The organism is Variovorax sp. P1_G12, from assembly GCF_056405555.1.
On the sequence record NZ_JBFUBW010000005.1, the window covers coordinates 44,767 to 62,817 of the forward strand.

The following is an 18,051-nucleotide window of genomic DNA, read 5'->3' on the forward strand; positions in this document are numbered from 1 at the left end:
GTGCATGGTCAGTCGTTGGCCTGGAAGTTCACGGCCTTCATGATGGCGCCCCAGCGGGCGGTGTCCTCGCGCATTGTCTTCAACAGGGCCTCGGGGCCATCGCCCACCGGGTACATGCCGTTCTGCAGCAACTGCTGGCGCACCTCGCGCGAATTCACGGCGCGGGTGAATTCGGCGCGCAGCTTGTCGACGATCGGCTGCGGTGTCTTCAGGGGCGCGTAGTAGGCGAACCAGGCGGTCGCGACCACGTCTTTGAGGCCCGCTTCGGTGAAGGTCGGCCGGTCGGGCATCAGCGGCGAGCGCTTGTCGCCGCTGGTTGCGAGCACCTTCACGCGGCCGGTGGGCAGCATCTGGATGGCGCCGCCGATCGTGTCGAAGTACACCGGGATGGTGCCGCCCATCACGTCCTGGCGGGCCGGCGTCGAGCCGCGATACGGCACGTGGACCATCCTGAGCCCGGCCGAGCGGTTGAGCATTTCTCCGAGGAAATGCGAGGGCGTTCCCGCGCCATAGGAGGCAAAGCTCAGCGCGTCGCCCTGCGCCTTGGCCCAGGCCAGGAATTCTCGCAGCGTGTTCGCGGGCACGTCCTTGCCCACCACCAGCGCGAGCTCGAAGCGGGCTGCGTTGACGATCGGCACGAAATCCCTGATCGGGTCGTACGAGAGATTGCGGTAGGCGCCCGGGAACATGGTCATCATGCCCGCCGTGCCCAGCAGCAGCGTGCGGCCGTCGGGTGCCGCGGTCTTCACCGCTTCGACCGCGATGCGTCCAGCGGCGCCCGAGCGGTTGTCGATGATCAGCGGGCCGAGCGAATCGCGCACCTCGTGCGCGATGGCGCGGGTCAGCACGTCCTGGGTGCCGCCGGCCGGCACGCCGATCAGGACCTTGATGGGCTGGCCGGGCGTGAAGGCCTGGGCGCCGGCCAGCGGCGCCAACGCGAGGCCGCCGATGCCGCCGAGGGCGGCGAGGACGCGGCGGCGGTCGAATCTGTGGTGCATGGGGTCCTGGTCTCCTTGGGATTGACTTTAGAGTCGCGGCATCCGATTGATCTAATCAACCATTCCAAGGATTTACCACTAGATGACCGCGCCGCCCCGCCGCCCCCTGGACGACCTGCTGCTGTACCGGCTGTCGCGCCTGATCGCGGTCGGCGGCAGCATGGTCATCCGGCTTTGCGAGGGACGCTTCGGCATCACGCGGCGCGAGTGGCGCCTGATCGCCACGCTCGCCAGCCGCGGCGAGCTGAGCTCCTCGCAGCTGGCCGGGCACGCCCAGCTCGATCGGGCCCGCACCTCGAAGGCCGTGGGTTCGCTGGTCGCCAAGGGACTGTTGTCGCGCGCGCACCCGGCGGGCGACCGCCGCCAGGTGCTGCTGGGCCTGACGGCGCGCGGACACGGGCTGTACGACGAGCTGTTCCCGTTGGTGACGCAGATCAACGCCGGGCTGATGGAGGCGCTGGACGCCGACGCCGCCGGCCGGCTCGACGATGCGCTTCGCCGCCTGCAGGCCCGCGCCGAGCGCATGGCCGGCGAGGCCGTGCTGCCCAAGGCCGACCGCGGGCGGCGCGGCGGTTGAGCGGCGGGCAGCGCCTCCCTGCCAAGGCGATCCGCGGGGTGCTTCGGCTCAGGGCTGCTGCTGCGCCGCAGCGGCCGGTCGCGCCGCGTCGCCCTCGATCCGCATCCGCGGCAGGAACTGCGGGTACTCGCGCTGCATGAAATCGATCAGCCCCTCGCGCACCGTGCAGCGCAGGTCGAAGGCCAGCGCCGACGACGCCGCGGTGCACAGCACCCGGATCTGCATCGTGCGCTCGGTGGTGTCGGTCACGCGCAGGTTGAAGAAGCGGCCGTCCCATTCGGGCGCGGCTTTCACGATGCGCTCGACCTCGGCCCGCAGTGGCGCCAGCGGCATGCCGTAGTCGGCGAAGACGAAGACCGAGCCGAGCAGCTGGGAGTCGTGGCGGGTCCAGTTCTGGAACGGCTTCTCGATGAAGTAGGTGAGCGGCAGGATGAGCCGCCGGTCGTCCCAGATCCGCAGCACCACGAAGGTCCCGGTGATCTCTTCGACCCGTCCCCATTCGCCCTCGACCACCAGCACGTCGTCGAGCCGGATTGGCTGCGCCAGCGCGATCTGCAGCCCGGCGATCAGGTTGCTGAACACCGGCTTGGCCGCCAGGCCGGCGACGATGCCGATCACGCCGGCCGAGGCCAGCAGGCTGGCGCCGACCTGGCGCGCCCCCGGGAAGGTCATGAGCATGAGCGCGGCGCCCGCCACCAGCAGCACCGAGTTGGCGGTGCGCGCCAGCACCCGCGCCTGGGTCAGCACGCGGCGGGCCTGCAGGTTGTCCCGGATGTCCGAGGGATGCTGCTTGACCATGCCTTGCGCGAAGCCGCTGACCGCGCTGACCGCGAGCCAGGTCCCCACCGCGATCAGCAGCAGCCCATTCAGATGGCGGACATTGCCGATGAATCGCAGGTCGTCCGGCGCGGCCTGCCAGACCAGCTGCAGCGCGATCAGGGGCAGCACGACCCGGGCCGGCCGCTTGATCGCGAGCAGCATCGCGTGCAGCGCCGGCACCGAACGGGTGACGCGATCGAGCACCAGCCCGGCCACCCGGTGGGCGAGCAGCGCCAGCGGCACGGCGAGCAGCGCGGCCAGAAAGGGGCCGAACCACGGATGGGCGATCAGTGTCTGGATCATCAGGGGGTCTGGGGACTGTGCTCTGAGAGGGGTTGCAGGATGCGTGCCGCATCGTCGCGCAGTTGCGCCGCAATGCCCGTGGCGAGGTCGAGCCGGCGCAGCAGCCACGGCGTGACGTCGTTGTCGAAGGGGTCGGGCAGCGGAACCCGGCCGGCCAGGGTGGTCGCCGGGGCGCTGTCCGGCATCGAGGGGCCTCCGGTCGGTGCCGTGCCGATCATGGCCACGATGCGCTGGGCCGTGCGCGCGAGCGGGCCTTCGATCTCGGCCGGCGTGAGCCGGTCGCGCCGCAGCACCAGCATCGACTTGACGGCGCTCAACTGGGCCAGCAGCTGGTAGCTGTGGGCCTGCAGGTGTTCCAGCGGCTCGAGCGGCGGCTGCACCGCGCGCGGTTCCGACAGCGAGCGCTGCGTGGCCTGCACCAGGGCCGACAGGCTGTCGTAGGCCTCGCGGCGCGCCAGCCGCCATTCGAGTTCGGGGCTGACGCCCACCGAGCGCAACTGGCCCAGCCCTAGCGCGAGCCGCGCATGGCGCGCCTGGGCGCCCAGCACGCGCGCCACCAGGGTCGGGATCTGGCCGCGCTCCCACGACGGCAGCACGTAGCAGAAGGCCCAGGCCAGCGCGGCGCCGATCAGGGTGTCGGCCACGCGTTCGAACAGCGCGAAGGTGGTGCTCATGCCGGTGTTGAGCATGTGCGCCTGAACCAGTCCGAGCACGGTGGCCGCCACCGCGGTGATCAGGTAGCGCCGCACCGCGAAGCCGTGGGCGATCGCCTGGGCCAGCGTCATCCCGGCGAGAAGCGCCAGCGGCGACGGACGCGCCGACAGCAGCGCCACCGCGAAGACGCAGCCCAGCAGCGTGCCGGCCACGCGGCTGTTGCGCCGCTCCAGCGTCTGCGACAGGCTGCCCCGGAGCACGACCACGATGGTCAGCAGGATCCAGTACTCGTGCGAACCCCAGGGCAGCGCAAGCGCGATGCCGTAGCCGGCCGCGATCGCCAGCGCGGCGCGGATGGCGTGGCGCAGCGGCGGCGCGTCCCAGCGCCAGAGCGCGAGAAAGGGCCGCAACGACCATTCGGTCGGGCTCACGAACATCTGCCAGCTGGCCCGCACCACCGCGAGATCGGGCTCGCGGTCGCCGCGGGCGAGGGCTGACAGCCGAAGCACCTCGTCGTTGATGTGGCCGATGCGGCTGGCCAGCCCGCGCGCCAGCATGGCCGGCGTCGGGCCGACGTAGCCGCGCGCCGGCACGGCTTCCGGTTCGAGGTGGATGGCCGTGAGCTCGCGGCGGCGGTCGACCACCACGGGGGGCTGGCGTCCCAGCAGCAACGCATCGGCCAGCGCCGTGGTGTCGTCGGCCAGCGCTTCGAGGATGCGCCGCATTTCGACCAGCGCCGCCGCGTGGCCCGGGTGCGCCTTGAGCGCGTCGAGGTCGAGTTCGCTGGCCAGCAGCAGGTCGCGCAGCTCGAGCACCGTCATCAGCATGCCGGCGAGGCGCTGCCGATACGGCGTGCGCGGCGATTCGAGCACGATGTCGCGCGCCGCCTGCAACTGGTCGGCCAGCGCGGCCTGCTGGCCCAGCAACTGGCCGAGCAGGGAGGCCGGCACTTCGCGGATGTCGCCGGAATCGTCGCGCGGCGTGAACTGGCGGGCCTCGGTGCGCATCAGCGCCGCCAGCGAGAGCAGCAGGTCGGCCATCACCTGCACCCGGTAGCGCGCGTTGAGCGCCAGGTTGGCGAGCACCGCGTAGATCACGTAGAGCCCGGCCCCGAGACCGAAATGCAGCGTGCGCTGCACGGCCTCGGCCATGTCGACGGGCTTCGGCGTCGACATCGAGAAGATCATCGAGAACATCACCGCGATCGCGATCGGGATGCCGCGCTTGCCCCAGGCCATCGCGAGGAAGGCCAGGAAGGTGGCCGGCACCAGCACCAGGCCGAGCCGCAGCGGCGCCGCATGCAGCATCTGCACGAGGAAGAACAGCGGCAGCCCGATCAGCGGCGCCGGCAGCATCTGCAGGAACTTGCCGCGGCGCGGCCCGGGCAGGTCGGGCGGGGCGGTCACGATGACGCCGACCGAGGCGGCGGTGGCCGCGAGGGTGCCCAGCACCAGGTGCACGCCGCCCGAGATCAGCAGCAGCCCGAACGCCACCGACATGCCATTGGCGATGTAGTGGCCCAGCGCCACGCGCATCGCGGCGCGGCTGCGGACGGCGGCCGCGCTCGGCGAGTGCATCACTTCGCGGCGGCGTCGCCTTCGGCGGGCGTGGCGGGCGCCTCGCGGCGGATGCGCGTGAGCTTGCGCGGCGCCGCGGGCACGGCGGCCGCGGCGGCAGCTTCGTCGCCGGACGCCGGCTCACGCGTGGCGTCGATGGTGCTGCGGGCGTAGGTGTCGCCCGCGTGGGCCGAGGGATCGACCGCGCGCACGCGGTCGCTGGCGCGCAGCTTGTCGTCCAGGCCCGCGAACTTGGAGTACTTGGCCAGGAGCGGCACCAGCTGGCCGTAGATGCGCGGGGCGCCGGCCAGGCATTCGCGCTGGTCGAGGAACTCGGGCTCGCCGGTGAAGTTGCCGATCAGGCCGCCGGCCTCGGTGACGATCAAGGAGCCGGCCGCCACGTCCCAGATGTTGAGGCCGGTCTCGAAGAAGGCGTCCGTGAAGCCGGCCGCCACGTAGGCCAGGTCGAGCGCCGCCGCACCGGGGCGGCGCAGGCCGGCCGCGCGCGGCATCAGGTCGGCCATGATGGCCAGGTACTGCTTGAAGTTGTCGCCGGTGCGGAACGGGAAGCCGGTCGAGATCAGGCACTCGGACAGCCGGGTGCGCTTGCTCACGCGCAGGCGGCGGTCGTTCATGAAGGCGCCGCGGCCCTTGGTGGCGGTGAAGAGGTCGTTGCGGCTCGGGTCGTAGATCACCGCCTGCTCGATCTTGCCGCGCACCGACAGCGCGATCGAGACGCAGTAGACCGGGAAGCCGTGGATGAAGTTGGTGGTGCCGTCCAGCGGATCGATGATCCAGACGAAATCCGAGTCCTTGGCCCCGTGCTGGGAGCCCGATTCCTCGGCCAGGATGCCGTGCCCCGGGTAGGCGGTGAGCAGCGTCTCGATGATCGCGTGCTCGCTCGCATGATCGACTTCGGTCACGAAGTCATTGACCTGCTTCTGCGAAATGCGCACGGCCTCGACGTCGAGCGCGGCGCGATTGATGATGGCGCCGGCGGCGCGGGCGGCCTTGACGGCCACATTGAGCATGGGGTGCAGGTTGGGGGACGACATGAATTGTGTGAAGAACGGAAAAGGGGCGATCGGTTGATGCGCTGGCCCCCTGGAAAGCGGCCCGGCGATGCGGGCGGCGAGAATCGGGGGATTTTACCGGCTCCGCGAAGCCGCTGTCCCGAACCCCTGGCCGAGCCCCCCATGCGAACCCGATTCATCCTGATCCAGACCAGCCATGCCGGCAATGTCGGCGCCGCCGCCCGCGCCATGAAGACCATGGGCTTCGACGACCTGGTGCTGGTGGCGCCACGCTGGGCCAACGTGCTGCGGCGCGAGGAGACCATCCAGCGTGCCAGCGGGGCGCTCGACGTGCTGACCAACGCGCGCATCGTCGAGACGCTGGACGAGGCCCTCGATGGCGTCACCCACCTGTGCGCGACCGCGATGATCCCGCGTGACTTCGGCCCCCCGACCCGCACGCCGCGCGAGCACCTGGAGCCGCTGGCCCGGGGGGAGGCGCAGCATGTCGCCTTCCTGTTCGGCTCCGAGCGCTTCGGCATGCGCAACGAGGACGTCTACCGCTGCAACGTCGCGCTCAGCATCCCGACCGATCCGGCCTTCGGTTCGCTGAACCTGGGCGCGGCGATCCAGGTGGTCGCCTACGAATGGCGGCTGGCCCTGGGCGGCTACGAGGTGCGCGACGCCACGCCGCGGCCCCGCGCGGCCGACGCGCAGTCGGTGGCCGGCATGCTCGACCACTGGGAGCGCTCGCTGGTCAAGATCGGCTTTCTCGACCCCGAGGCGCCCAAGAAGCTCATGCCGCGGCTGCAGCAGCTGTTCAACCGGGCGCAGCCGACGCCGGAGGAAATCCACATCCTGCGCGGCATCGCCAAGGCGATGGCGGAGGCGGCGGACGGTGGTCCGAAAACCCCATCCCCTGTGCGCGAAGGGCCGGGGATTTAGACTGCCGACCCCCTATCGATATAACAAGAACCCGCATGTTCTCGCGCCTGCGCTCCGACATCCAGTGCATCCTCGACCGCGACCCGGCGGCCCGCACGCGCTGGGAGGTGTTGACCCTCTATCCCGGCCTGCACGCCGTGGTGCTGCACCGTCTTGCGCACTGGTGCTGGGGGCATGGGCTCAAGTGGGTCGGCCGTTTCATCTCCCAATGCTCGCGCTGGTTCACCGGCATCGAGATCCATCCCGGGGCGATCGTCGGCGACCGGGTGTTCTTCGATCACGCCATGGGCGTGGTGGTCGGCGAGACCGCCGAGATCGGCGACGGCTGCACCATCTACCAGGGCGTGACGCTGGGCGGCACCTCGCTCTACAAGGGGGCCAAGCGGCACCCGACGCTAGGCCGCAACGTGGTGGTCGGTGCCGGCGCCAAGGTTCTGGGCGGCTTCACGGTCGGTGACGGCGCCAAGGTCGGTTCGAACGCGGTCGTCACCAAGCCGGTGCCGGCCGGCGCCACGGCGGTCGGCAATCCGGCGCGGATCATCGAGGCCGATTCCGCCGCCCGGCGCGAGGAAACCGCCTCGCGCATGGGTTTTTCGGCCTACGGCGTGACCCAGAACGACGATCCCCTGTCGCTCGCGATGCGCGGCCTGATCGACAACGCCGCCGGCCAGGAGCACCAGATCGCGCTGCTGTGGCAGGCGATCGAGGCGCTGTCGGCGCAGCAGCCCGGCAAGAAGGACTGCGTGCCGGTGGATGCGGCCCGTGACGAATGCTTCGAAGCCGAGCGGTTGACCCAACTGATCGGCAAGTAGAGGGCCCCCACGCTCCCCCACTTCGTGTGGGTCGCTGCCCCCCAAGGGGGCCGCAGGCCGCCTTGGGGCGGCCCGGCGCCGGCCTGGCCCCCACGCTCCCCCACTTCGTGTGGGTCGCTGCCCCCCGAGGGGGAGACAGCGGGCCGCCCGTCTGCGCGAAGCGCGGACTCGCCGCGCTGGCGGCCCGGCGCCGGCCTGGCCCCCACGCTCGCCAAGGGGGCACGGGCAGGGGGGAGGGGACCTTTCCCTTTCTACATCCCCACGTAGTTCGGTCCGCCGCCGCCTTCCGGCGTGACCCAGACGATGTTCTGCGTCGGGTCCTTGATGTCGCAGGTCTTGCAGTGCACGCAGTTCTGCGCGTTGATCTGCAGGCGTTCCTTGCCCTCGCTGTCCGGCACGAACTCGTAGACGCCCGCCGGGCAGTAGCGGCTTTCGGGGCCGGCGTACTCGGGCAGGTTGATCTCGGTCGGCACGGCGGCGTTCTTCAGCGTCAGGTGGGGCGGCTGGTTCTCTTCGTGGTTGGTGTTGCTGATGAACACCGAGGAGAGCCGGTCGAAGGTGAGCTTGCCGTCGGGCTTGGGGTAGGCGATCTTCTTGCACGCGGCCGCCGGCTTGAGCCGCTCGTGGTCGGGCTGGTGGCGGTGCACGGTCCACGGGATGTGGCCGCGCAGCACGAGCTGCTCGATACCGGTCATGACCGTGCCGACGGCCAGGCCCTTCTTGAACCACTGCTTGAAGTTGCGCGCCTTGTTCAGTTCGGTGTGCAGCCAGCTCTTCTCGAAGGCGGCCGGATAGGCCGAGAGCTCGTCGTGCTGGCGGCCCGACGTCACCGCCTCGTAGGCGGCCTCGGCGGCCAGCATGCCGGTCTTGATCGCGGCATGGCTGCCCTTGATGCGGCTGGCGTTCAGGTAGCCGGCCTCGCAGCCCACCAGCGCGCCGCCCGGGAACACGGTCTTGGGCAGCGACAGCAGGCCGCCCGCGGTGATCGCGCGCGCGCCGTAGCTCAGGCGCTTGGGCGCCTTCAGGCCCTTGTCCTGGCCTTCGAAGTACCAGCGGATGTTGGGATGGGTCTTGAAGCGCTGGAACTCCTCGAACGGGCTCATGTACGGGTTCTGGTAGTCCAGGCCGACCACGTAGCCGATGATCAGCTGGTTGTTCTCGGCGTGGTACAGGAACGAGCCGCCATAGGTGTCCGAGGGCAGCGGCCAGCCGGCCGTGTGGACCGCCAGGCCCGGCTCGTGGCGCGCCGGGTCGATTTCCCACAGCTCCTTGATGCCGATGCCGTAGCTCTGCGGATCCTTGCCGTCGTCGAGCTTGTACTTGGCGATCAGCTGGCGGCCCAGGTGGCCGCGCGCGCCTTCGGCAAAGATCGTGTACTTGCCGAGCAGCTCCATGCCGAGCTGGAAGTTCTCGGTCGGCTCGCCGTCCTTGCCGATGCCGAGATTGCCGGTGGCGACGCCGCGCACCCTGCCGTCCTCGGTGTAGAGCACTTCGGCCGCGGGGAAGCCGGGGAAGATCTCGACGCCCAGCGCCTCGGCCTGCTGCGCCAGCCAGCGCACCACGTTGCCCAGGCTGACGATGTAGTTGCCTTCGTTGTGGAAGTTCTTCGGCAGCATGAAGTTCGGCGTCCGGGTGGCGCCGGTCTCGGTCATCATGAGGAAGGTGTCGCGCGTGACAGGCTGGTTCAGCGGCGCGCCGAGCTCTTCCCAGTCGGGCAGCAGCTCGTACAGGGCGCGCGGATCCATGATCGCGCCCGAGAGGATGTGGGCGCCGGGCTCCGACCCCTTCTCGAGCACGACCACGGAGATGTCCTTGCCGTGCGAAGCGGCCAGCTGCTTCAGGCGGATCGCGGTCGCGAGGCCGCCCGGGCCGGCGCCGACCACGACCACGTCGTATTCCATGGCTTCGCGGGGGCCGAACTGGGCGAGTATTTCGTCATGCGTCATGTGGGTCTCGTCGATAATGATTTGAAGGTGCGAGGCACCGCGGCGGGCCGGGCCATTTTATGCGTCGCCCGCGTGCGTTCCGGGCCGTCGCTTCGGCGACTCCAACAGGACCTCATTCCATGGCTTACAGCATCGATCTTTCGGGCCGCGTGGCGTTCGTCACCGGCGCATCGAGTGGGCTCGGCGCCCAGTTCGCCAAGACGCTCGCCCGGGCCGGTGCCGCGGTGGTACTGGCCAGCCGCAACACCGACCGCCTCAAGGAACTGCGCGCCCGCATCGAAGGCGAGGGCGGCGATGCCCACGTGGTCGAGCTCGACGTCACCGACCTGGGCAGCATCAAGGCCGCGGTGGCGCGCGCCGAGACCGAGGTCGGGCCGATCGACGTGCTGGTGAACAACTCCGGCGTCAGCAACACGCAGCGCCTGAAGGATGTCTCGAGCGAGGACTACGACTTCATCTTCGACACCAACGTGAAAGGCTCCTTCTTCGTCGCCCAGGAGGTCGGCAAGCGGATGCTGGCGCGCGCCAAGGGGGCGGCGCCGGGCACCTACATCGGCGGGCGCATCATCAACATCGCCTCGGTGGCGGCGCTCAAGGTGCTGCCGCAGATCGGCGTCTACTGCATGAGCAAGGCCGCGCTGGTTCAGATGACCAAGGCGATGGCCCTCGAATGGGGCCGCTTCGGCATCAACGTCAACGCCCTGTGCCCGGGCTACATCGCCACCGAACTCAACGAGGAGCACTGGGTGACCGATGGCGGCCAGAAGCTGGTCGGGATGCTGCCGCGCAAGCGTGTCGGCAAGCCCGAGGACCTCGACGGCCTGATCGTGCTGCTGGCCAGCGGACAGAGCCATTTCGTCAACGGTGCCGTGATCGCGGCCGACGACGGATTCGCGCTCTGAGGCCGCAGGCGGTCGCCGGCATCGTGGGGCGTGCACGAAGTGACGGAGCGCCGGGGCCTGGTCAAGCCGGACGCAGCACGATGCGTGCCTCGAAGCCGGTGGCGGCACCCGAGGGCGGCGAGGCCAGGTCGAGCCGGGCGCCGAGCTTGTCGACGATGGTGCCGACGATCGACAGTCCGAGGCCGTAGCCGGCGCGGTCGGCGCCATGGCGCACATGGCGATGCTGCAGCGTGCTCAATTGAGCGGCGCTGACGCCGGGGCCGAAGTCGCGCACCGCCAGCGTGCAGGGCGCCATCACTTCGACCACGACGCGGCCATGGCCGTAGCGCAGCGCGTTCTCCACCAGGTTGCGCAGCGCGATCGCCAGCGCGTCGACATCGCCGAGCGCGATCGGCGCCGCGCTGTCCGGCACCTTGAGCGACAGGCGTTCGTTCACGCGCGGGTCCTGCCAGAACTCCTGGGCCACCGTGCCGGCCAGTTGCACCAGGTCGATCCGGGCACGCGTGAGCGAGGCGCCGGATTCGGCCCGGGACAGCTGCAGCAGCTTCTCGGTGCGGTGGCCGAGCGTCTGGAGCGCCTCGAGCGCCGCCTGCACATCGGCGCGCCTGAGATCGTGTTCGAGCGCCGTCTGCAGTCGCAGCCGCGCGGCGGCCAGCGGCGTGCGCAGTTCGTGCGCCGCATTGGCCGCCAGCGCCCGTTCGACGTCCAGCGACTGCGACAGGCGTTCCAGCAGCTGGTTGACGTGGTCGCCCACCGACTGCAGCTCTTTCGGCAGGCCCTGCAGCCCGATCGGCCGCAGGTCGGTGCCGCTGCGCTGCTCGATCTCCCCGGCGAGCTGCTGCAGCGCCCGCAACTCGGTGCGCGCCACATTGCGCAGCACCAGCGCCAGCACGGGCAACACCGCGCCGAGCGGAATGATGAGGCCGAACAGGGTGCGGTTGAGCGCGGTGCGGCGTTCGTCCAGCGGATCGGCGACCTGCATGAACAGTTCGCGCACGGGATGCCGCACGGTGTAGACGCGCCAGGCGTCGGAGTTGGCGAAGCCGGGTGCCAGCGGCACGTCGAAGGCGTCGCCCGGCGCCTCGGCGGAGCGCAGCAGCACGCGTTCATGCAGGTTGACCACCTGGTAGATCACGGCGTCGGTCGGAAACAGCTGCGGCGGGGCGATCAGCGGCTGCCGCGCATCGGGGTTCTCGCGCTGCAGCTTGTCGAGTTCCTGTACCGCCATGTCGAACATGCGGTGCGAGACCTCGATCAGTTCGCTGTCGAAGTTGTGGTTGATCTCGCGGTCGACGTACCAGACGACGCCGAGCACGCACAGGAGCCAGACGCCGCCGACCCACACGATCAGGGTGCGCGTGAGCCGGCCCGCGAGCGAATCGCGCCGGCCCAGTTGTTCGAAGCCGGTCTGCTGCAGCAGCTTGAGATTCATTCTTCCTCTTCGCCCGGCGTGAACGAGAGCCGGTAGCCCAGTCCGCGCAGGGTCTGGATGTGGTTGCGCCCGAGCTTGCGACGCAGCCGGCTGATGAAGACCTCCAGCGTGTTGCTGTCGGCCTCGTCGCCGAAGCCGTAGAGCGCGTCGGCCAGGTTCTCGCGGGTGTGGATGCGGTCGGGGCGGGTCGCCATCACGCGCAGCAGCGCCCATTCCTTCTGGGTCAGCGTGACCGGGAAGCCGTCCTTGCGCACCAGGTCGCGCGCCAGGTCGATCTCGAGCGTGCCAAGCTGCAGCACCGGGGCGCTGCTGGTGCTGCGCCGGCGCTCGACCGCGCGCAGCCGGGCCAGCAGTTCGGCCGGGTCGTAGGGCTTGATCAGGTAGTCGTCGGCGCCCGCGTCGAGACCGCGGATGCGGTCCGTCACCTGGTCGCGAGCGGTGAGCACGATCACGATCGGACGGTCGCGCAGGGCGCGCACGATGGGCAGCAGCGAGAGGCCGTCGCCGTCGCCGAGGTGCAGGTCGAGCAGCACGGCGGCGTACTGCACCGCGGCCAGCGCGGCGCGGGCTTCGGCCAAGCCGGGCGCCACGTCGACCACGAAGGCCTTCGCCTCGAGGTAGCTGCACACCGCGCTTGCCAAGGCGGTATCGTCTTCGACCAGCAAAATGCGCACGGGCTCCGTCCTTTTCAAAAGAAGGAGTCTAGTGCCAGCTTCAGGCTGGGTTCAGCCGCGAAATCTAAGCTCGCGCCGGATGATTCGACCTACCGCCGCGCGTCCGCTCGCCCTGACCCTGATCACCCTGGCCTTGCTGCTCCTGTGGGATGCAAGCGGCCTCGACCTGGCGCTGGCGAGGCTGGCGGGCACCCCGATGGGCTTCCCGTGGCGCGACCACTGGTTCCTGGTCAAGGTGATGCACGAAGGCGCCAAGTCCCTGAGCTGGGTGCTGGTGATCGCGCTGTTCGCCGCCATCTGGTGGCCCGTCGGCGTGCTGCGCCGGCTGAATCCCGGCGAAAGAATCCAGCTTGCAGTCACGGCGCTCCTGTCCGTCCTGCTGATCTCGCTCATCAAGTACTGGAGCAACACCAGCTGTCCCTGGGAGCTCCAGACCTTCGGCGGCGTGGCTCGACATGTGTCGCACTGGGCCTGGGGCACCAGCGACGGCGGGTCGGGCCACTGCTTCCCGGCCGGCCACGCCTCGGCCGCCTTCGCGTACCTGGGCGGGTATTTCGCGTTTCGGCGCTCGTCGCCCGCCGTGGCGCGTATCTGGCTCGCCTGCACGCTGGTTGCCGGGTTGGCGCTCGGCCTGTCGCAGCAGCTTCGCGGCGCCCACTACATGAGCCATACGCTGTGGACGGCATGGGTGTGCTGGGTGGTTGCCTTCGCGATCGATGCGCTGGCGCGTTCGGCCCATTCGCGCCGCGTCTCCCGGCGTGCCAGGCTGGCCGCTCTACCGAAACTGAACGATTCCTGACCAAGTCATTCAGGGAGATTTCAGTCCGGCAGCCTAGGCTCGCCGGATGCTTGGTTCCCCTGCGCAATCCGTCTGTCTCCCTCACGATCACGCCACTGCAGGTTCCTCCACCCCCAGCCCCTCCGGGGCCTCCGCCGCAACCCCTTGGCGGGTCGTCGATGAGTGGTTAGCACGCCCCCGGTCGGCGCGCAGGGTCATCGTCTGGCTGAGTCTCTATCTCGCCCTCGTCGCCAACTGGCCGCTGTGGATCGAACTCGCCCGCATCGGCGGTGCTCCGAGCGTCTATCTGACTTCGATCGCATCGATGGCGCTGCTCACGGTGTGCGGCACCGTGGCACTGCTGTCGTTCATGGCCTGGTCGCGCTGGATGAAGCCGATCTGGTTCGGCGTCGTGGTGCTGGCCGCGGTGGTTCAGCACTACATGCTGAGCTATCGCGTGGTGATGGACCCCAGCATGCTGGCCAATGCGGTGCAGACCGATGCCAACGAGGTGCGCGACCTGCTGAACTGGCGGCTGGCGTTCAACGTGTTCCTGGTCTGCGCGCTGCCGGCCTGGGCGCTATGGCGCGTGCGCGTGGAGCGGCTGCCTGTTCTCTCGCAGGCCTGGCGCAACGTCGTGCTGCTGCTCGCGGTGGCGGCCATCGCCGCCGGCGGCGCGCTGGCGATGAACCGGCAGTTGGCGCCGCTGATGCGCAACAACGCTCACCTGCGCTACATGATGAACCCGCTGGCCAGCCTCTACTCGGCGGCCACGGTCATGGCCGGGCCGACGTTCCAGCACAGCCGCAAGTTGATCCCGGTGGCCGGCGGCACCGCGCTGGGTTCCAGCTACGCGGGCCAGGTGAAGCCGCCGCTGTTCGTGCTGGTGGTGGGCGAAACGGCGCGGGCGGACCACTTCGGGCTCAACGGCTATGCGCGCGACACCACGCCGGAACTCGCGGCGCGGCAGGTGCTGAGCTACCGCGACGTGCGCTCCTGCGGCACCAATACGCTGGCGTCCGTGCCCTGCATGTTCTCGCCGCTGGGCAAGCAGGCCTTCGAGGCCCGCAAGGACGACCACGAGAACCTGATGGATGTGTTGCAGGCCTCCGGCCTGGCCGTGTTCTGGCTCGACAACCAGGCCGGTGGCTGCAAGGGCGTGTGCGACCGCATCCCCCATGCGTCGGCCTTCGATCCTCTGGGCGAAGGCGTCAAGAGCGCGCTGTGCGATGGCGACGAATGCCTCGACGACGTGATGCTCAAGGGCCTGGACGAACGTCTGGCTTTGCTGCCCGCCGAGCGCCGCGCCAGGGGCGTGGTGCTCGTGATGCACCAGATGGGGAGCCATGGCCCCTCGTACTTCAAGCGTTCGTCGCCCGATGCGAAGCGCTTCCTGCCCGAGTGCAAGAGCAACGCGCTGGCCGAATGCAGCCACTTCGAGTTGCTGAACGGCTACGACAACTCGATCGCCTACACCGACCGCTTCCTCGGCAAGACCATCGACTGGCTCAAGGGCCATTCCAGGCAGTTCGATCCCGCGCTGCTCTACCTGAGCGACCACGGTGAATCGCTGGGCGAGTACGGCTTGTTCCTGCACGGCGTGCCCTATGGCTTCGCCCCCGAGGTGCAGAAGCACGTGCCGATGGTGACCTGGTTCAGCGAAGGCATGAAAGCGCGGCGCCAGCTGTCGAGCGCCTGCATGGCGTCGGGCCTGGACACGCCGCTCACGCACGACAACCTCTATCACACGGTGCTGGGCGTGATGGATGTGGCGACGCCCACCTACCAGCCCGCACTCGACGCCCTGGCGTCCTGCCGCGGGCGCGACGCGGTCGCTACTTCTTCTCGCGCGGCAGCCGCCCCATCAGGAAGAACTCCGGGTTAGGCTGCATGCCGCTGAAGCTCGCCAACCGGTTCGAGAGACCGAAGAAGGCGGTGATGGCGGCGATGTCCCAGATGTCCTCGTCGTCGAAGCCGTGGGCATGCAGCGGCGCGAAGTCGCTATCGTCGATCTCGTGCGATCGCTCGCAGACCTTCATCGCGAACTCGAGCATCGCACGCTGGCGCGGCGTGATGTCCGCGCGGCGCCAGTTGACGGCCACCTGGTCGGCCACCAGCGGCTTCTTCTCGTAGATGCGCAGCAGCGCGCCGTGCGCCACCACGCAATAGAGGCACCGGTTCACCGCGCTGGTGGCGGTGACGATCATCTCGCGGTCGCCCTTCGTGAGCGAGCCTTCTTCCTTGAGCATCAGGGCGTCGTGGTAGGCGAAGAAGGCGCGCCACTCGGCCGGTCGGCGCGCGAGGCCGAGGAACACGTTGGGCACGAAGCCGGCCTTCTCCTGGACCTGGAGCACCGCGGCGCGGATGTCGTCGGGCAGGTCCTTGAGTTCGGCCAGGGGATAGCGATCGGTCATGAAGTCTCCTTGTTCCCTTGTTTCTTGGGGCTCGGCCCGATCATAGGGAATGGGGAAGATGGAGTTCGCTGTCGTCCTTCAACCCGACCCCTGTCAAGCCGCGGCGCAGCGCCTCGCGCAGCAGCCATCCGAGCTTGAAGGCGGCCGTCGCGTAGGCGAGCCCTTCGGGCCGCACGTTCGAGATGCAGTTGCGCTCGGCGTCGTGGCGGCCGCGCCGCGGCGCATGGGTGACGTAGATCCCCAGGCTGTCGGGCGAACTCAGGCCCGGGCGTTCGCCGATGAGCATGATCGACAGCCGCGCGCCGAAGGCCTCGCCGACCTCGTCCGCCAGGGCGACGCGCGCCTGGGTGGCGATCACCACCGGCGCCAGCGACAGGCCGGTGGGCACATGGTCTCGCAGCGCCGCCAGCAGCGGCACGGCATGGCGAGCCGCCGCCAGCGAGGACAGGCCGTCGCCGATGACGATGCACAGGTCGACGGGCGGGCCGGCATGGGCACGCAGCCGCTGCGCGTCTTCGGCATCGAGTTGCCGGCCCAGGTCGGGGCGTCGCAGGTAGGCGGTGCGGTCGGGCGCTCGGCTGCGCACGTGCGCGACCTCCCAGCCGCCGTCGCGCAGCGCGGACTCGAGCGTCGGGACATCGAGCGCCGCATGGATCGCATCGCGCGCCATCGCATGCGCCCAGCCGAAGCGCAGCACCTCGTCGGTCGGCATGCCGGTGCCGGCACGGCCCAGCGCAAGCCGCGCCGGCGTGGCGCTGCGCCACGCGCCCCAGGGGCTGGCGGTGACGATGTCCTTCATCGAGTCAATGCCGTCAGGGCGCCCATGTCTGCCAGCAGGCGGTTGGCCGCTGGCGGATGCAGCCGGCCGGCGCCGTCGCTGATCTGCATGCGCTGCAGCCAGGCCTCGAACTCGGGCGCACGCTTCAGGCCCAGCGTCTCGCGCAGGAACAGCGCGTCGTGGAAGGAGGTGCTCTGGTAGTTGAGCATCACGTCGTCGGCGCCGGGCACGCCCATGATGAAGTTGATGCCGGCGGTGCCGAGCAGCACCAGCAGCGTGTCCATGTCGTCCTGGTCGGCCTCGGCATGGTTGGTGTAGCAGATGTCGCAGCCGATCGGCAGCCCCAGCAGCTTGCCGCAGAAGTGATCTTCGAGGCCGGCGCGGATGATCTGCTTGCCGTCGTAGAGGTACTCGGGCCCGATGAAGCCGACCACGGTGTTGATCAGGAGCGGCTGGTAGCGCCGCGCGAGCGCGTAGGCGCGTGCCTCGCAGGTCTGCTGGTCGACGCCGAAGTTGGCATCGGCCGACAGCGCGCTGCCCTGGCCGGTCTCGAAGTACATCAGGTTGCGGCCCACCGTGCCGCGGTTCAGCGATTGCGCCGCGGCGTGGGCCTCGTCGAGCAGCTCGGGCGTGACGCCGAAGGAGAGGTTGGTCTTCTCGCTGCCGCCGATGGACTGGAAAACCAGGTCGATCGGCGCTCCCGAATCGGCCAGCTTCAGCGTGTTGGTGACATGGGTCAGCACGCAGCTCTGCGTCGGGATCTCGAAGCGCTGGATCACCTCGTCGAGCAGGCGCAGCAGGTCGCCCAGCACCGGCATGCTGTCGGAAGCCGGGTTGAGCCCGATCACGRCATCGCCCGCGCCCATCAGCAAGCCGTCGAGCGTGGAGGCCGCGACGCCGCGCAGGTCGTCGGTCGGGTGGTTGGGTTGCAGCCGCACCGAGAGATGCCCCGGCAGGCCGATGGTGTCGCGGAAGCGCGTGACCACGCTGCACCTGCGCGCGACCGCGACCAGGTCCTGGTTGCGCATCAGCTTGGAGACGGCGGCCGCCATCTCGGGCGTGAGGCCGGGCGCCAGCGCGTCCAGCGCGGCGCTGCTCGCCTGCTCGGACAGGAGCCAGTTGCGGAAGTCTCCGACCGTGAGGTGGGACACGGGCGCGAAGGCCTGCGCATCGTGGCCGTCGATGATCAGGCGCGTGATGTTGTCCGACTCGTAGGGGATCAGTGCCTCGGTCAGAAATCGCTTGAGCGGGATCTCGGCCAGCACGTGGCGGGCCGCCATGCGCTGCTGCGCGGTGGCCGCACCGATCCCGGCCAGGTAGTCGCCCGAGCGCGCCGGGCTGGCCATGGCCATGACCTGCTTGAGGTCGTCGAATTCGAAGACCAGGGAATCGATCGTGGTGCGATAGCGCATCGTGGAGGAAGGGGTAGGGAAGGGCGGTGGCAACGAGG

16 protein-coding genes are annotated in these 18,051 nt (G+C 69.7%); 6 read left to right on the plus strand and 10 right to left on the minus strand.

Annotation, left to right across the window (positions count from 1 at the left end):
* Window positions 1–8: 8 nt before the first annotated feature.
* Entirely contained in the window at window positions 9–998 is a 990-nt protein-coding gene (locus AC1D2O_RS07280) for a Bug family tripartite tricarboxylate transporter substrate binding protein (protein ID WP_478156606.1), read from the minus strand.
* An 82-nt stretch (window positions 999–1,080) separates the two neighbouring features.
* Between AC1D2O_RS07280 and AC1D2O_RS07285 the strand changes: the two genes are divergently transcribed.
* A complete protein-coding gene (locus tag AC1D2O_RS07285) occupies window positions 1,081–1,575 on the plus strand; it encodes a MarR family winged helix-turn-helix transcriptional regulator (RefSeq protein WP_478156607.1) in 495 nt (164 codons plus the stop codon).
* Between the two features lie 48 nt (window positions 1,576–1,623).
* Here the strand turns inward: AC1D2O_RS07285 and AC1D2O_RS07290 are convergent, their stop codons facing one another.
* The 3 genes from AC1D2O_RS07290 to AC1D2O_RS07300 are packed head-to-tail and all read right to left on the minus strand — an operon-like array spanning window position 1,624 to window position 5,962.
* The gene (locus AC1D2O_RS07290; protein ID WP_478092751.1) at window positions 1,624–2,697 is read right to left on the minus strand and encodes a mechanosensitive ion channel family protein; all 1,074 of its coding nucleotides are present in this window, start codon (window positions 2,695–2,697) and stop codon (window positions 1,624–1,626) included.
* Window positions 2,697–4,928, minus strand: a complete 2,232-nt coding sequence (locus AC1D2O_RS07295; protein ID WP_478092750.1) for an FUSC family protein — start codon at window positions 4,926–4,928, stop codon at window positions 2,697–2,699. Before AC1D2O_RS07295 ends, AC1D2O_RS07290 begins: the two co-directional genes overlap by 1 nt.
* On the minus strand, window positions 4,928–5,962 hold the full coding sequence (locus AC1D2O_RS07300) for an inositol monophosphatase family protein (RefSeq protein WP_478156608.1): 1,035 nt from the start codon (window positions 5,960–5,962) through the stop codon (window positions 4,928–4,930). The genes AC1D2O_RS07295 and AC1D2O_RS07300 overlap by 1 nt, the downstream gene beginning before the upstream one ends.
* A 141-nt stretch (window positions 5,963–6,103) precedes the next feature.
* On the opposite strand from AC1D2O_RS07300, the gene AC1D2O_RS07305 reads away from it, so the two are divergent.
* The gene (locus tag AC1D2O_RS07305; RefSeq protein WP_478092746.1) at window positions 6,104–6,865 is read left to right on the plus strand and encodes an RNA methyltransferase; all 762 of its coding nucleotides are present in this window, start codon (window positions 6,104–6,106) and stop codon (window positions 6,863–6,865) included.
* A gap of 35 nt (window positions 6,866–6,900) precedes the next feature.
* Entirely contained in the window at window positions 6,901–7,677 is a 777-nt protein-coding gene (cysE, locus tag AC1D2O_RS07310; RefSeq protein WP_478092744.1) for a serine O-acetyltransferase, read from the plus strand.
* Between the two features lie 251 nt (window positions 7,678–7,928).
* On the opposite strand, the gene AC1D2O_RS07315 is transcribed toward cysE, so the two are convergent.
* On the minus strand, window positions 7,929–9,623 hold the full coding sequence (locus AC1D2O_RS07315; RefSeq protein WP_478094341.1) for an electron transfer flavoprotein-ubiquinone oxidoreductase: 1,695 nt from the start codon (window positions 9,621–9,623) through the stop codon (window positions 7,929–7,931).
* 119 nt (window positions 9,624–9,742) lie between these two features.
* On the opposite strand from AC1D2O_RS07315, the gene AC1D2O_RS07320 reads away from it, so the two are divergent.
* On the plus strand, window positions 9,743–10,525 hold the full coding sequence (locus AC1D2O_RS07320; protein WP_478094343.1) for an SDR family oxidoreductase: 783 nt from the start codon (window positions 9,743–9,745) through the stop codon (window positions 10,523–10,525).
* 61 nt (window positions 10,526–10,586) lie between these two features.
* Here AC1D2O_RS07320 and AC1D2O_RS07325 read toward each other — a convergent pair whose 3' ends face one another.
* Both AC1D2O_RS07325 and AC1D2O_RS07330 read right to left on the minus strand, forming a co-directional pair.
* On the minus strand, window positions 10,587–11,957 hold the full coding sequence (locus AC1D2O_RS07325; protein WP_478156610.1) for an ATP-binding protein: 1,371 nt from the start codon (window positions 11,955–11,957) through the stop codon (window positions 10,587–10,589).
* Window positions 11,954–12,631, minus strand: coding sequence for a response regulator (locus AC1D2O_RS07330; protein ID WP_478091993.1), 678 nt, complete (start codon window positions 12,629–12,631; stop codon window positions 11,954–11,956). Before AC1D2O_RS07330 ends, AC1D2O_RS07325 begins: the two co-directional genes overlap by 4 nt.
* Window positions 12,632–12,710: 79 nt before the next feature.
* On the opposite strand from AC1D2O_RS07330, the gene AC1D2O_RS07335 reads away from it, so the two are divergent.
* Both AC1D2O_RS07335 and AC1D2O_RS07340 read left to right on the plus strand, forming a co-directional pair.
* The gene (locus AC1D2O_RS07335) at window positions 12,711–13,430 is read left to right on the plus strand and encodes a phosphatase PAP2 family protein (RefSeq protein WP_478091991.1); all 720 of its coding nucleotides are present in this window, start codon (window positions 12,711–12,713) and stop codon (window positions 13,428–13,430) included.
* Window positions 13,431–13,476: 46 nt separating this feature from the next.
* Complete coding sequence (locus tag AC1D2O_RS07340; protein ID WP_478091989.1) at window positions 13,477–15,294, plus strand: phosphoethanolamine transferase; 1,818 nt, start codon at window positions 13,477–13,479, stop codon at window positions 15,292–15,294.
* Here AC1D2O_RS07340 and AC1D2O_RS07345 read toward each other — a convergent pair.
* From AC1D2O_RS07345 to AC1D2O_RS07355, 3 genes are read right to left on the minus strand one after another with little or no spacing between them, the layout of a single operon-like run.
* On the minus strand, window positions 15,245–15,823 hold the full coding sequence (locus tag AC1D2O_RS07345) for a peroxidase-related enzyme (RefSeq protein ID WP_478156612.1): 579 nt from the start codon (window positions 15,821–15,823) through the stop codon (window positions 15,245–15,247). The genes AC1D2O_RS07340 and AC1D2O_RS07345 overlap by 50 nt on opposite strands.
* Before the next feature lie 40 nt (window positions 15,824–15,863).
* The gene (gene eutC / locus AC1D2O_RS07350; RefSeq protein ID WP_478091985.1) at window positions 15,864–16,622 is read right to left on the minus strand and encodes an ethanolamine ammonia-lyase subunit EutC; all 759 of its coding nucleotides are present in this window, start codon (window positions 16,620–16,622) and stop codon (window positions 15,864–15,866) included.
* Window positions 16,619–18,013, minus strand: coding sequence for an ethanolamine ammonia-lyase subunit EutB (locus AC1D2O_RS07355; protein ID WP_478156613.1), 1,395 nt, complete (start codon window positions 18,011–18,013; stop codon window positions 16,619–16,621). The genes eutC and AC1D2O_RS07355 overlap by 4 nt, the downstream gene beginning before the upstream one ends.
* Window positions 18,014–18,051 lie beyond the last annotated feature (38 nt).

Excerpts from the sequence above, each read along its gene's own strand:
- eutC (WP_478091985.1), bottom strand. The coding sequence starts at position 16,622 with ATGAAGGACATCGTCACCGCCAGCCCCTGGGGCGCGTGGCGCAGCGCC.
- AC1D2O_RS07325 (WP_478156610.1), bottom strand. The coding sequence starts at position 11,957 with ATGAATCTCAAGCTGCTGCAGCAGACCGGCTTCGAACAACTGGGCCGG.
- AC1D2O_RS07290 (WP_478092751.1), bottom strand. The coding sequence starts at position 2,697 with ATGATCCAGACACTGATCGCCCATCCGTGGTTCGGCCCCTTTCTGGCC.
- AC1D2O_RS07315 (WP_478094341.1), bottom strand. The coding sequence starts at position 9,623 with ATGACGCATGACGAAATACTCGCCCAGTTCGGCCCCCGCGAAGCCATG.
- AC1D2O_RS07305 (WP_478092746.1), top strand. The coding sequence starts at position 6,104 with ATGCGAACCCGATTCATCCTGATCCAGACCAGCCATGCCGGCAATGTC.
- cysE (WP_478092744.1), top strand. The coding sequence starts at position 6,901 with ATGTTCTCGCGCCTGCGCTCCGACATCCAGTGCATCCTCGACCGCGAC.
- AC1D2O_RS07285 (WP_478156607.1), top strand. The coding sequence starts at position 1,081 with ATGACCGCGCCGCCCCGCCGCCCCCTGGACGACCTGCTGCTGTACCGG.
- AC1D2O_RS07320 (WP_478094343.1), top strand. The coding sequence starts at position 9,743 with ATGGCTTACAGCATCGATCTTTCGGGCCGCGTGGCGTTCGTCACCGGC.
- AC1D2O_RS07295 (WP_478092750.1), bottom strand. The coding sequence starts at position 4,928 with ATGCACTCGCCGAGCGCGGCCGCCGTCCGCAGCCGCGCCGCGATGCGC.
- AC1D2O_RS07300 (WP_478156608.1), bottom strand. The coding sequence starts at position 5,962 with ATGTCGTCCCCCAACCTGCACCCCATGCTCAATGTGGCCGTCAAGGCC.
- AC1D2O_RS07280 (WP_478156606.1), bottom strand. The coding sequence starts at position 998 with ATGCACCACAGATTCGACCGCCGCCGCGTCCTCGCCGCCCTCGGCGGC.
- AC1D2O_RS07345 (WP_478156612.1), bottom strand. The coding sequence starts at position 15,823 with ATGACCGATCGCTATCCCCTGGCCGAACTCAAGGACCTGCCCGACGAC.
- AC1D2O_RS07335 (WP_478091991.1), top strand. The coding sequence starts at position 12,711 with ATGATTCGACCTACCGCCGCGCGTCCGCTCGCCCTGACCCTGATCACC.
- AC1D2O_RS07340 (WP_478091989.1), top strand. The coding sequence starts at position 13,477 with ATGCTTGGTTCCCCTGCGCAATCCGTCTGTCTCCCTCACGATCACGCC.